The sequence below is a fragment of the Limnohabitans sp. genome, assembly GCF_044373035.1.
Lineage (GTDB): Bacteria > Pseudomonadota > Gammaproteobacteria > Burkholderiales > Burkholderiaceae_C > Limnohabitans_A.
The window spans coordinates 1-12,659 of record NZ_JBILQU010000012.1; the positions used below are offsets into that span (position 1 = coordinate 1).

The following is a 12,659-nucleotide window of genomic DNA, read 5'->3' on the forward strand; positions in this document are numbered from 1 at the left end:
CTATTGCGGCACCACCATGTCCAATGGGGTGGCGGGCATGACGGCCAAGCAGGCCCTGGCCTTGTCGCGCCAGCCGCCGCCCGGGCGGGCGTTCCGCATCTGGCATGTGCGGCGTGACCCTGAAATGCTGCTGGGCATTTTTGCCCGCGATGTGCTGCGCTTGCCGATCAAACTGGTCTTCACCTCGGCTGCACAGCATTTGCATGGGCGGTTTCCCCGCTGGTTGATTTCCAAAATGGATGCGGTCATCTCGACCACGCCGCTGGCGGCCTCGTTTGTGCCCAACACCACGGCCGTGGTGCCCCACGGCATTGACCTGTCGCGTTTTGCGCCGTCGCCTGACAAGCTCAAGGCCTGGGCCGATTCAGGGCTGCCCGGCAGCTACGGCATTGGTGTGTTTGGCCGCGTTCGGCCCGACAAAGGCAGCGATGTGTTTGTGGATGCCATGATCGAGGCGCTGCCGCATCTGCCGGGTGCCACAGCCGTGATCGCCGGGCTGGCCCTGCCGCAGCACCAGGCCTATCAACAAGCCCTGATCGACAAGATTGCTCAGGCGGGACTGTCTGAGCGCATCGTGTTTTTGGGCGAAGTGCCCGCTGGCGAGGTGCACCGGTGGTACCAGCGTTGCCTGCTTTGCGTGGCTTGCCCGCGTTACGAACCCTTTGGCCTGACCCCTTTTGAGGCGGCAGCCACCGGCTGTGCGCTGGTGTGTTCGCGCACCGGGGCGTTTGACCAACTGGTGCTGCCCGGCGTCACGGGCGAGCTGGTCGATACCGGCGATGCGCCCGGTCTGGCCCAAGCCGTGCAACACGTGTTGGCCGATTTGCCCACTGCCGTGCAGATGGGCCATGCCGCACGCGAGCGGGTGTCGCAGGTGTTCTCGTTGGCCAAGGAGGCCGAGGGCATTGGCCGGGTCTACCAGCAGTTGTTTGACCAGGCCCCCCGGTCTTGATGGGGATGGACTTGTCCTGGACAGAACGCCTGGCGCTGTGGGCCTACGGCGTCATGATGTGTGCCTTGCAGCCCTTGCTGCGCCGCAAACTTCGCCGCCGGGGCCTGCAAGAGCCTGGTTATCTGATGCACATGCCCGAGCGCTTTGGCTTGTACGACGGCCTGGCGCCTGAGCCCGGGCGCATCTGGCTGCATGCCGTCTCCTTGGGGGAGACGCGGGCTGCGGCCATCCTGATTGAGGCCTTGCGCACTGTTTGGCCCGACATGCGCTTGCTGTTGACCCACAGCACGGCCACCGGTTGGGCGCAGGGGCAGTCCTTGTTGCGCCCAGGCGATGCACAAGCTTGGCTGCCATGGGACACACCCGAGGCCACCCGGCGTTTTTTGCAGCACCACCGGCCCCGGCTGGGCATCCTGATGGAGACCGAGGTCTGGCCTGTGTTGGTACAAGCTTGCGCGCAGGCACGGGTGCCCTTGGCGCTGGTCAATGCCAGGCTGAACGACAAGTCACTGCGCTCGGGTTTGCGCTGGTCGCTGCTGTCGCGTCCGGCTTACCGGGGCTTGAGCGCGGTGTGGGCACAAAGCCCGGAAGACGCGGCCCGCCTTGGGCAAGTGGGTGCCACGGTGCAGGCGGTGTTGGGCAACCTCAAGTTTGACGTGCAGCCCCAGCCGGATGGGTTGGCATTGGCCCAAGTTTGGCGCCAACAGTGGCATCGCCAGGGTGTGCAGTGTCCGGTGGTCATGCTGGCCAGCACCCGCGAAGGTGAGGAGACCCTGTGGCTGCAGGCCTTGATGGCCAAGGCGGATCGCTTGGCCGCGTTCCGGGCGGCGGGCGTGGTCTGGTTGTTGGTGCCCAGGCACCCTCAGCGCTTTGATGAAGTCCACGATGTGTTGGCTGCGCAGGGTCTGAGTGTTGTTCGTCGCTCGAACTGGGACTTGGGTCAAACGCTGCCTTTTCAAGCCGACAAGGTGCCCGTTTGGCTGGGCGACAGCTTGGGCGAAATGCCGGTGTATTTTCAGAGCGCCGACATGGCCTTGCTGGGCGGCAGTTTCATGCCTTTGGGCGGACAAAATCTGATTGAGGCCTTCGCCTTTGGTTGCCCGGTCATCATGGGCCCGCACACCTTCAACTTTACCGAAGCCGCCCACAACGCAGAACAAGCGGGGGCCTCAGCCCGGGTCAGTGACATGGATGGTGCGTTGGACCAAGTGCTGGCTTGGCTGCGCCAACCCACTGATCTGGCCATCGCCCGCCAAGAAGGGCTGGATTTGGTGGCCCAAAGCCGGGGCGCTGCCAAGCGCTATGCACAGGCCATCGCCGGACTGCTCTGAAGTGCTACCGACCTAGAAAGCCAAGAACTTTGTCGCCCCCGGCGGCAGGGCGATGCCGCTTATTTTTGCAGCAAGCCGCTGACCGCCTGCAAATCGGCGTCTTGCAAAGTGCCGCTGGACTGGCGCAGACGCAACTGGCCCAGCAGCACATCGTGGCGGGCCTTGGCCAGGTCGCGTTTGGTCTGGAACAGCTGGCTTTGGCTGTTGAGCACGTCGATGTTGATGCGCACGCCCACTTGGTAGCCCAGTTTGTTGGCGTCCAGGGCGCTTTGGCTGGAGGCTTCGGCCGCTTGCAAGGCCTTGATCTGGCTCAGGCCTGATTGCACGCCATAAAAGGCGGTGCGGGTGGCTTGGGCCACGTTGCGCTGGGCAGCGTCCAGTTCGTTGCGGGCTTTGTTTTGCAGGGCCACGGTTTCCAGGATTCGGTTTTGGCTGGCTTGGCCGGTGTAAAGCGGCATGTTGAAGGCCACCCCGATCGTGGCGACATTGGTGTTGGGCTGAGTGAGCGCGCCATTGCGGTAGCGCGTCAGGCCATAGCTGGCGTTCAGGTCCACGGTGGGCTTGAGGGCGGCTTTGGCTTTGTCGATTTCCAGTTGAGCCACTTCAAGTGCAATGCGGGCCTGTGTCAGGCTGGTGTTGTTGGTTTCAGATTGGGCCACCCATGAATCGATGGTTCCGCTGTGCAGACGGGCGATGTCGGCCTCGGCTTGCAAGCCCAGGGGCTTGACCTGGGCGGTGCCCACGGTTTGGTCGAGTGCCAGCCGTTTGACCTGCAGGTCGTTGTCGGCGGCGATTTCTTGCGCTGTGACCAGGTCAAAGCGGGCCTGGGCTTCACGCGTGTCGGTGATGGTGGCGGTGCCGACTTCGAAGTTGCGCTTGGCCGCGGCCAGCTGTTCAGACACGGCTGTCTTTTGTGCCTGGACGAAGCTCAGGCTTTCTTGCGCCGTCAGCACGTCAAAGTAGGCTTGGCTGGTGCGAACCATCAGTTCCTGCTCGGCCGCTTTGAGCTGGGCCTGTGCCAAGTCAACTTGTTTCATGCCTTGTGAAAAGCTGGCCAGGTTGGCCGGGCGATAAAGTGGTTGGCTGCCACTGACCGACAGGTTCAAGGTGCCAAACGCTCCACTGCCCATGGCGTTGGATTGGTTGTCCAGATTGCTCTCGGACAGATTGCCCCCTAAACCCGCTGTGGGCCGCAGCAAGGCTCTGGCTTGGTCGGCCTTGGCCAGCGCGGCTTCATACTGCGAGCGCGCGGCCTTGAACGTGGCGTCGTGGCTTTTGGCCGCCTGGTACAGGGTGGCCAGGCTTTGGGCCTGTGCGGTGCCTGCAAAGGCGGTCATCAGGGCCAAAGTCAGGGGCAGGGTGCGCAGTTTCATGGCGTGTCTTTGTAAAAAATGGCGGTACCACAGGGGGCCAAAAGTTGGTTCAATAAACGGGGATGCTGGGGTCCACTTGCGCAGACCAGGCATGAATGCCCCCGGCCACATTGACCACCTCAAAGCCGTGCTGCATCAAGAAGCTGGCCACTTGCATGCTGCGCGAGCCGTGGTGACACAGGCAAGCAATCGGGCGGGTTTTGTCCAATTCGTGCAAGCGTGCCGGGATGGTTTGCATGGGGATGTGCAGCAGGTCCATGCCTTCAGGCTGGGCGCTGGCGGTTTGCACTTCCCAGCCCTCGCGCACATCGAGCAAGACGGGGCGCTGGTCCTGTTGGCTGGCCCAATCAGCGATTTGGGCTGGATAGATTTGCTGCATGGGGCGTCTCAGAATTTAAAGCGCGAAGGCTCGACAAAGCCGGACAGGCGTGGCGCGTTGCAGTCCCATGGCTCGGTGGTGGTCCAGCTGTTGTCGTGGGTGCGGTTGATGAGGGTGGCGCGCATCATCGGTTCGTCGCCCACGATGGCGGCGAGGCGCCCCCCCACAGAGAGTTGCTGCATCAAGGCGGCGGGCACTTCGGCCACGGATCCACTGATCAGGATCACGTCAAACGGACCGTCGGCGGCAGCGCCTTGGCTGCCATCGGCTGTGCGCACCACCACGTTGGTCACACCGGCCCTTTGCAAGTTGGTTTGGGCCTGCGCGGCCAAAGCCGGGTCGATCTCCAGGCTCAGCACGTTGACCGCCTGATGCGCCAGCAAGGCGGCCATGAAGCCCGAACCGGTGCCGATGTCCAGCACCTTGTCGGTTTTTTGCACAGCCAGGTCTTGCAGCAACCGCGCCTGCACGCGCGGGGCGAGCATGACCTGGTGGGGCAGGGTGCCCAACGGTATCTCCATGTCGACGAAAGCCAAAGCCTTGTGCGCCAGGGGCACAAAGTCTTCGCGGCGAACGGTGGACAGCAGCGCCAGCACGTGCGGGTCCAGCACTTCCCAGGGGCGGATTTGCTGCTCAATCATGTTGAAGCGGGCCTGGTTCAGATCCATTTTTTTTACTCCTGCGGGGGTCTTGGTCAAATATCTGTTGATTTTAAGGGGCACGCGTGTCCTGAGCCTGACGGGCCGGGGTCAAGCCTGCCTTGGCACGCAGCCATTGGGCCAGATCGTCCATGTAGCAGTACACAACCGGCACCACCACCAGCGTCAGCAAGGAGGAGGTGATGACCCCGCCGATGACGGCCTGGCCCATGGGCGCGCGTTGCTCGGCGCCTTCGCTCAGCGCAAAGGCCAGCGGCACCATGCCAAAGATCATGGCCAAAGTGGTCATCAAGATGGGGCGCAGCCGCACCTTGGCCGCCAGCAGCAGCGCTTCGCTGCGCTCTAGGCCGTCCTCGCGGGCGCGGATGGCAAAGTCCACCAGCAAGATGGCGTTTTTGGTCACCAGGCCCATGAGCATGATCACGCCGATGAGGGAAAACATCGACAAGGTCGAGCGAAAAGCCATCAAGGCCAGCACCACGCCAATCAAGGTCAGTGGCAAGGAGGTCATCAAAGCCAAGGGCTGCAAGAAGCTTTTGAATTGGCTGGCCAAAATCATGTAAATGAAGATCACCGCCATGGCCAGGGCTGACAAAGCGTAGCTGAAAGACTCGCCCATGTTTTTGGTCGAGCCACCAAAGCTGTAGCGGTAGCCGGGCGGCAGGTTCAGGCTGTCCATGGCTTTGCGTACATCGGCCGAGACCTCGCCTGCGGAGCGTCCGAACACGTTGGCGTTGATGGCCACTTCGCGCATCATGTCGCGGCGGTTGATCTGGTTGGAGCCGGTGGTTTCGCTGACCTTGGCCACCTGGCCCAGGCGCACGATGCGTGGGCTGCCATCGGCAGCGGGTGCCACCATGAAGGGCAATCGTTCCAGGTCTTGCGGGCTGTTGCGGGCCTCGGGTGCCAGGCGCACGTTCACGTCGTAGGTCTGATCGTCGGGGGCACGCCAGTTGCCCACGGTTTGCCCCGCCACCAAAGTGCGCAAAGGCCCCGCCAATTGCGCCGTGCCCAGGCCCAGGTCCGATGCCGCGTCGCGCAGCACCTCGACGCCGATGACGGGCTTGTTGGGTTTCACGCTGGAGTCCAGGTCCACCAAGCCGGGGATGCCCTGCACCTTGGCCAAGGCCAGCAGCGCCAGGCGCTCCAGCTCTTTTTGGTCGGGGCCTTGCAGCGAAAACTCCACTTGCTTGTTGCCGCCAATCGCGTCGAGCAAACCGGCGTGCGTGACCGCGATGCCGGGCACTTGTTTCAGGCGTTCGCGCAGAACGGCCGACATCTGGTCGGCGTTGCGGTTGCGGTTTTTGCGGTCCACCAGTCGGATGTACAGGTTGACGTTGTTCTTGCCCTGCGCATTGGCGGTGTTGATGGTGCTGACGGTGTAGCGCACTTCCGGGAAGTCACGCAGGATGGCCTCGACCTGGCGAGTTTTGGCCTCGGTGGCTTCGAGCGAAGTGCCCACCGGAGTTTCGAACTTGACCGAGGTTTCAGAAAAATCAGCTTTGGGCACGAACTCGGTGCCCAGCAGACGGACCATGAACACGCTGGCTACAAAAATACCCAGCGCCAGAAACACGGTGGACTTTCTGTGCACCAGCGCCCAGCGCAAGATGCCCTGGTAGCCATCGGCCAAGCGTTCGGTGCCTCGGTCAAACCAGCCGGTCACGCGGCCAATGCTTTTGTCGTACCAGTTGACAGGCGTTTGGTTTTTGCCATGCGCGTCGATGGCCGGGTCGTGCCAGATGCTCGAGAGCATGGGGTCGAGCGTGAAGCTCACAAACATCGAAATCATCACGGCCGCCACGATGGTGATGCCGAACTCGTGGAAGAACTTGCCGATGATGCCTTCCATGAAACCGATCGGCAAGAACACCGCCACGATGGACAAGGTGGTGGCCAGCACGGCCAGGCCAATTTCTTGGGTGCCCTCCAAAGAGGCCTTGTAGGCGTTCTTGCCCATTTGCACATGGCGCACAATGTTTTCGCGCACCACGATGGCGTCGTCGATCAGCAGGCCCACGCACAGGCTGAGCGCCATCAGCGTGATCATGTTGATGGTGAAGCCGAACATCTGCATGAACATGAAAGTGCCGATCAGCGAGATCGGCAGCGTCAGCCCCGTGATGACCGTCGAGCGCCAGGAGTTGAGGAATAAAAACACGATCAGCACCGTGAGGATGGCCCCCTCGATCAGGGTCTGGCGCACGTTGTTCACCGACACGCGGATGGGCCGCGAGTTGTCGGTGATGGGTTCAAGCCGCAGGCCCGGCGGCAGCTGGCCTTTCAACTCGGCCACGGCCTTGACCAAGCCATCGACCACCTGGATGGTGTTTTCATCTTGCGACTTTTGCACCGACATCAAGAGCGTGCGCTGGCCGTTGTAGAGCGCCAGGTTTTCCAGCTCTTGTGCGCCGTCTTTCACCGTGGCCACTTGCGACAAGCGTATGGGGGTGCCGTTTTTGCGGGCTACGATGATGCGGCCAAAGTCCTCGGGCCGCTCCATGCGCGAGCTGATCTGCACCATGCGCTCTTGCTCCAGCGAGCGGATCGCGCCCACGGGCAAGTCCTGGTTCTCGTTGCGCACAGCGGCCACCACCTGCTCGGCGGTCACGCCCAAGGCCTCCATGTTGGCCGGGTTCAAATACAGGTTGATTTCGCGTTTGCTGCCGCCCACCAAGGTGACCGAGCCCACACCACGCACGTTTTCCAGACGCTTTTTGAGCACTTGCTCGGACCAATTGGTCAACTCCACTGCGCTGAGTTTGTCACCCTCCGGTATGACGGCCAGCGACCATACGGCGCGGCTCGAGGGATCAAAACGCAGCACCCGGGGTTCTTTGACCTCGGTGCGCAGCAGGGGGCGCAGCGAGGCGACTTTTTCGCGCACATCTTCCGCCGCTTTGCGGCCGTCGATTTGCAGCTGGAACTCCATGATCACCACCGACTGGTTTTCGTAACTGCGCGAGGTCAGGGTGCTGATGCCGGCGATCGAGTTGACGCCTTCTTCGATCTTTTTGGAGACTTCGCTCTCCACAATCTCTGGCGAGGCCCCGGGGTATTCGGTGCTGATGACCACCACCGGAAAGTCGATGTTGGGGAATTGATCGACTTTGAGGCGCTGGAAGGAGAAGATGCCCATCACCACCAAGGCCAACATGACCATGGTGGCAAACACCGGGTTTTGCAAACTGACGCGGGTGAACCACATGCTGTCAACCCTGTTATTTCGCTGCGCTGGCGGCTGTGGCCTGCGCTGCAGCCGGGGTCAAATCTGGCTTGGCCGCAGCCGTGAAGCGGACTTGAACCCCCTCGCGCAAGGCCCCCACGCTGCCCGACAACACTTGCTGGCCTTCGGACACGCCGGCCACGGCCACCAGGTTTTGTCGCTCACCTTCGCTGCGCTCGCCGGTCCGTACCGTGATGTGCGCGACCTTGCCTTCCTGCACCACCTGCACATAGGGCTGCGGTTTGTCGGTGCGCACGCTGCTCACGGGCACGGCCAGCACTTGCAGGCTTTGCGTGCCCAAGCTGCCCTGTGCAAACAAGCCTTGGCGCAAGCCTTCACGGCCTTGGATGCCCAAGTAAACCACGACGCTGCGGCTGCCCGTTTGGGCGCTGGGGTTGATGCGCAAGACTTTGGCCGACACCGGCTGGGCCACGCCTTCCACCTGCAACTGCGCTGTCATGCCCACCCGCACGCGGCTGGCGTCTTCGGCTGTCAGGGCGGCTTCCATCTCCAGTTGCGAGAGGTTGATCACCTCGACCAGCCGGGCCTCGATGGCCACGCGCTCGCCAGGTTGGACCAGGCGCTGCGCCACCACACCCGTCAGGGGCGAGCGCAGCGTGGCGTCGGCCAGTGACTTGTCGGCCAAGTCCAGCGCCGCCAGTGCCGCTGCGTGCGTGGCCTTGGCCCCGTTCAGGCTGGCCTGGGAGTTGAGCAGGGCGGTTTGCGAAATGAAGCCTTGGTTCACCAGGGCCTGGTTGTTGTCAAACTGGCGCTGGGCAATGTCCACTTGGGCTTTGGCCGAATCGGCTTGCTGCTGCGCCTGGCGCACACGCGCTTGGTACTCGTTCGGTTCGATACGGGCGATCACCTGGCCAGCTTGCACCCGGTCACCTTCGCGCACGCTCAGTTCTTGCAGCTCACCGGCCACACGGGCCTTGACCACGGCGCTTTGGGTGGCCTTGAGGGCGCCTGATACGGCGATGCCCAAGCTCAGGGTTTGGGTCTGGGCTGTGAACACGTCGGAGGCGGCCAGCTCGATGCTGGGCACCGCGGCGGCTGTGGGCGCTGTCGGGGCGGTGGCGGTTTGGCGCTGGCTGGCCCAGCGGGCACCGCCTGCAACGAGTGCGGCCACAGCCACGGTCGAGAGGATCCAGCGGGTTGATTTTTTCATGGTGAGACGGGTGTGATCCGGTGAGGATCAGGGTTTTGAAAGGCCTCGGGCCAACAATTGTGCATGCTGTGAAATGAAGGCTTCCGGGTCAATTTGCTCATGGCTGGGGCAGCACGGCCCCATGGAGTGCTTCCACATGACCAAAAACAGCAAAGGGGACATGACCGAGTGCAGTGCCAGTTCTACATGGACGGCGCGGAACTCACCCCGGTCAATGCCACGCTGCAGGGCGCTGCGCACCAAAGCGTGGGCGGGCGTGATGACTTCGGTGCGAAAAAAATCAGCCAGGTCCGGAAAGTTGTTGGCCTCGCTCATCACCAGTTTAGAAATGCCCGAGGCCTTGGTCGCGCCGTAGCGCCGCCACCACTGCAGCATCATCCACTCGATCAATTCGCTGGCGCTGCCTTGAAACTGTGCCACCTCGGCCGCGCCTTGGGCCACGGGGGCGACCACGTTCTCGCGGACCACGGCCTTGAACAGTTCTTCCTTGCTGGGAAAGTACAAAAACAAAGTCCCTTTGGACACGCCAGCCCGCAAGGCGACCTCTTCGACACGGGTGGCGGCAAAGCCTTTTTCCACAAACAAGTCCAGCGCTGCTTCAAGCAATTCGCCCGGGCGGTCTTGTTTGCGTCGTTCGCGTTTGTGGGGGGCGTGGGGGTTGGCGTTGCTCACGGGTGATTTAATGACTGAGTGGTTAGTAATGTACGGTTTGTGCGCGTCTTCGTCAAGGCGCAAGCGCACTTTGGGCCCGCAACAAAAAAAAGGCTGCCCATGCGCAGCCTTTTGCTTGTTGAAAGCCAAGCCTCAGTTTGAGAAAGCAGGAATCCCGGTGATCGCGCGGCCCAAAATCAGGGCGTGCACATCGTGTGTGCCTTCATAGGTGTTGACCACTTCCAGGTTCACCAGGTGGCGGGCCACGCCGTATTCGGCGCTGATGCCGTTGCCGCCCATCATGTCGCGCGCCATGCGGGCGATGTCCAGGGCCTTGCCGCAGCTGTTGCGCTTGAGGATGGAGGTCAGGTCCACCGAGGCGGTGCCTTCGTCCTTCATGCGGCCCAGGCGCAGGCAGCCTTGCAGGCCCAAACTGATTTCGGTCAGCATGTCGGCCAGCTTCTTCTGGATCAGCTGGTTGGCGGCCAAGGGGCGGCCAAACTGTTGGCGGTCCATCACGTACTGGCGGGCGCGGGTGTAACAGTCTTCGGCAGCGCCCAGAGCGCCCCAGGCGATGCCGTAGCGGGCGCTGTTCAGGCAAGTGAACGGGCCTTTCAAGCCGCGCACTTCGGGGAAGGCGTTTTCCTCAGGGCAAAACACTTCGTCCATGACGATTTCGCCGGTGATGGAGGCGCGCAAGCCCACCTTGCCGTGCACGGCGGGGGCGGAGAGGCCTTTCCAGCCCTTTTCCAAAATGAAGCCGCGGATCTGGCCGCCGTCGTCCTTGGCCCAGACGACGAACACATCGGCGATCGGGCTGTTGGTGATCCACATCTTGGCACCGGACAGGCTGTAGCCGCCGGGCACCTTCTTGGCACGGGTGATCATGCTGCCGGGGTCGGAGCCATGGTTGGGTTCGGTCAAGCCAAAGCAGCCGATCCACTCGCCACGGGCCAGCTTGGGCAGGTATTTTTGTTTTTGCGCTTCAGAGCCAAAGTCATGGATGGGCAACATCACCAAAGACGACTGCACGCTCATCATCGAGCGGTAGCCCGAGTCCACACGCTCGACTTCGCGTGCCACCAGGCCGTAGCAGACGTAGTTCAGGCCCGCGCCGCCGTACTGCTCGGGGATGGTGGCACCCAAAAGGCCCAGCTCGCCCATCTCGCGAAAGATGGCCACGTCGGTGGTCTCATTCAAAAAGGCATCGGTCACGCGGGGCAGCAGGCGATCTTGGCAATAGGCGCGGGCGGCTTCTTGCACCTGACGCTCGTCAGCGGTGAGTTGAGCGCTGAGCTGAAAGGGGTCTTCCCAGTTGAAGGTGTTTTTGGTGGCGGCCATGGTGGGTGTCTCCGTGAAAAAAATCTTGAAACCGATTGTCAGGCTGAGATGAATAGTTGTCTAATATTGATTGCCTATTCATCAATACATTATTTTAATTCATGGAATTTCGTCACCTGCGCTATTTCCTCATGCTGGCCGAAGAGCTGCACTTTGGCCGTGCGGCCCAGCGTCTGTCTATCTCGCAGCCGCCGCTCAGCCTGAACATTCAGCAGCTCGAAGCCTCGGTGGGGGCTCAGCTGTTCACCCGCAACAGCCGGGGCGTGCAGCTCACGGCGGCGGGCCAAGCGTTTGTGCCCGCTGCCCGTGCCTTGCTGGCGCAGGCCAGCGCCGCAGCACGAGAGGCGCGCGATGTGGCCGAGGGTCAATCGGGCCAGCTGCACATCGGTTTTGCCGGGACCATGTTGTATTGCGGCCTGCCGCAAATCCTCAGCCGCTTTCAAGTCAGCCACCCGCGTTTGCGTTTGGTGCTGCGCGAGCTGAGCTCGTCCGAGCAGTTGTCAGACTTGCTGCGCGAGCGCCTGGATGTGGGCTTTGTGCACACGCCCCGCGTGCCGCAAGGTTTCGAGCAAATTTTGGTGGCCAGCCAGCCCTTGTTGGCGTGTTTGCCTGCCAGCCACCCGTTGGCGGGGGCGGCCAGCATCGGCCTGGGTGAGCTGGCCGGGCAAGACCTGGTGGTGGTGTCCCGCACGGTGTCGCCCGATTACCACGAGCGCATCCTGATGCTGTGCGAGCAGGCCGGTTGGATGCCTCAGGTGGTGCACGAGTTGCGCCATTGGCTGAGTGTGGTGTCCTTGGTCTCGCAAGGCCTGGGTGTGGCGATGGTGCCGCAGGCCCTGCAGCAGTCGGCGCTGGCAGGTGCGGTGTTTGTGCCGCTGCGTGATGTGGATGTGCGCTACGACACGCGCTGCCTGTGGCGCAGCGACCGAGACCAGACGGCGCTGGGGGATTTTGTGCAGGCGGTGCAGGGCGGGCTGCTGCCCCACGGATAATTCAAACCTCTTCAACAAGGAACCCACATGACCCAAACCCTGATCTTAGGCGGCGGCTGCTTTTGGTGCACCGAGGCGGTGTACGTCAAGGTGCGCGGCGTGACCGATGTGGAGTCGGGTTACTGCAACGGCCAGACTGTCTCGCCCACTTACGAGCAGGTGTGCACCGGGCGCACCGGGCACAACGAGGTGGTCAAGCTTGAATACGACCCCGCGCAGGTCAGCACCCGCGAGTTGCTGGAAATCTTCTTTGTCATCCACGACCCGACCACGCTGAACCGCCAGGGCAACGACGCGGGTACGCAATACCGCAGCGGCATCTACTTCACCACGCCCGAGCAGGCCGAAGAGGCGCGGGAGATGATCGCCGAGTTGACGGCTGCCCGTGCTTTTGGTCAGCCTATCGTGACCGAGGTGCTGGCGCTCGCCAACTACAGCGCGGCCGAGGAATACCACCAAGACTTTTTTGAGCGCAACCCTTACCAGGGCTACTGCATGGCGGTGGCCGCGCCCAAGGTGGCCAAATTCAAGAAAACATTCACCCGGCTGGTGCGCGATTGAGCCGCCCTCCCTCCGCTTAGCAA

Annotated in this window: 11 protein-coding genes; 4 read left to right on the forward strand and 7 right to left on the reverse strand. The window is 62.4% G+C overall.

Annotation, left to right across the window (positions count from 1 at the left end; all coding sequences use genetic code 11):
* A partial coding sequence (locus tag ACIQ47_RS03485) for a glycosyltransferase family 4 protein (RefSeq protein ID WP_396436859.1) occupies nt 1-952 on the forward strand: 952 nt, incomplete at its 5' end.
* Nucleotides 953-957: 5 nt separating this feature from the next.
* Nucleotides 958-2,283 (forward strand): 3-deoxy-D-manno-octulosonic acid transferase, encoded by a 1,326-nt coding sequence (locus ACIQ47_RS03490; protein WP_396436860.1) that lies wholly within the window; start codon nt 958-960, stop codon nt 2,281-2,283.
* Between the two features lie 59 nt (nt 2,284-2,342).
* On the opposite strand, the gene ACIQ47_RS03495 is transcribed toward ACIQ47_RS03490, so the two are convergent.
* The 7 genes from ACIQ47_RS03495 to ACIQ47_RS03525 all read right to left on the reverse strand — a co-directional run bounded on the left by ACIQ47_RS03495 (nt 2,343) and on the right by ACIQ47_RS03525 (nt 11,083).
* Nucleotides 2,343-3,656 (reverse strand): TolC family outer membrane protein, encoded by a 1,314-nt coding sequence (locus tag ACIQ47_RS03495; RefSeq protein WP_396436861.1) that lies wholly within the window; start codon nt 3,654-3,656, stop codon nt 2,343-2,345.
* 49 nt (nt 3,657-3,705) lie between these two features.
* Nucleotides 3,706-4,035, reverse strand: coding sequence for a rhodanese-like domain-containing protein (locus ACIQ47_RS03500; RefSeq protein WP_396436862.1), 330 nt, complete (start codon nt 4,033-4,035; stop codon nt 3,706-3,708).
* 8 nt (nt 4,036-4,043) lie between these two features.
* The gene (locus ACIQ47_RS03505; RefSeq protein WP_396436863.1) at nt 4,044-4,703 is read right to left on the reverse strand and encodes a protein-L-isoaspartate O-methyltransferase; all 660 of its coding nucleotides are present in this window, start codon (nt 4,701-4,703) and stop codon (nt 4,044-4,046) included.
* Between the two features lie 43 nt (nt 4,704-4,746).
* A complete protein-coding gene (locus tag ACIQ47_RS03510; protein WP_396436864.1) occupies nt 4,747-7,902 on the reverse strand; it encodes an efflux RND transporter permease subunit in 3,156 nt (1,051 codons plus the stop codon).
* 13 nt (nt 7,903-7,915) lie between these two features.
* Nucleotides 7,916-9,091: an efflux RND transporter periplasmic adaptor subunit gene (locus ACIQ47_RS03515; RefSeq protein ID WP_296292407.1), complete on the reverse strand. Its 1,176-nt coding sequence runs from the start codon at nt 9,089-9,091 to the stop codon at nt 7,916-7,918.
* Nucleotides 9,092-9,118: 27 nt separating this feature from the next.
* Nucleotides 9,119-9,763, reverse strand: a complete 645-nt coding sequence (locus tag ACIQ47_RS03520; RefSeq protein ID WP_396436865.1) for a TetR family transcriptional regulator — start codon at nt 9,761-9,763, stop codon at nt 9,119-9,121.
* Nucleotides 9,764-9,895: 132 nt separating this feature from the next.
* A complete protein-coding gene (locus ACIQ47_RS03525) occupies nt 9,896-11,083 on the reverse strand; it encodes an acyl-CoA dehydrogenase (protein ID WP_396436866.1) in 1,188 nt (395 codons plus the stop codon).
* Nucleotides 11,084-11,184: 101 nt separating this feature from the next.
* Between ACIQ47_RS03525 and ACIQ47_RS03530 the strand changes: the two genes are divergently transcribed.
* Nucleotides 11,185-12,075 carry a LysR family transcriptional regulator gene (locus ACIQ47_RS03530; RefSeq protein ID WP_396436867.1) on the forward strand — a complete coding sequence of 297 codons (891 nt, stop codon included), beginning with the start codon at nt 11,185-11,187 and terminating at the stop codon, nt 12,073-12,075.
* A gap of 27 nt (nt 12,076-12,102) precedes the next feature.
* Nucleotides 12,103-12,636, forward strand: coding sequence for a peptide-methionine (S)-S-oxide reductase MsrA (msrA, locus tag ACIQ47_RS03535; RefSeq protein ID WP_396436868.1), 534 nt, complete (start codon nt 12,103-12,105; stop codon nt 12,634-12,636).
* Nucleotides 12,637-12,659: the final 23 nt, after the last annotated feature.

Coding starts and splice junctions, on each gene's coding strand:
- ACIQ47_RS03490 (WP_396436860.1), top strand. CDS start 958: ATGGACTTGTCCTGGACAGAACGCCTGGCGCTGTGGGCCTACGGCGTC.
- ACIQ47_RS03495 (WP_396436861.1), bottom strand. CDS start 3,656: ATGAAACTGCGCACCCTGCCCCTGACTTTGGCCCTGATGACCGCCTTT.
- ACIQ47_RS03500 (WP_396436862.1), bottom strand. CDS start 4,035: ATGCAGCAAATCTATCCAGCCCAAATCGCTGATTGGGCCAGCCAACAG.
- ACIQ47_RS03505 (WP_396436863.1), bottom strand. CDS start 4,703: ATGGATCTGAACCAGGCCCGCTTCAACATGATTGAGCAGCAAATCCGC.
- ACIQ47_RS03510 (WP_396436864.1), bottom strand. CDS start 7,902: ATGTGGTTCACCCGCGTCAGTTTGCAAAACCCGGTGTTTGCCACCATG.
- ACIQ47_RS03515 (WP_296292407.1), bottom strand. CDS start 9,091: ATGAAAAAATCAACCCGCTGGATCCTCTCGACCGTGGCTGTGGCCGCA.
- ACIQ47_RS03525 (WP_396436866.1), bottom strand. CDS start 11,083: ATGGCCGCCACCAAAAACACCTTCAACTGGGAAGACCCCTTTCAGCTC.
- ACIQ47_RS03530 (WP_396436867.1), top strand. CDS start 11,185: ATGGAATTTCGTCACCTGCGCTATTTCCTCATGCTGGCCGAAGAGCTG.
- msrA (WP_396436868.1), top strand. CDS start 12,103: ATGACCCAAACCCTGATCTTAGGCGGCGGCTGCTTTTGGTGCACCGAG.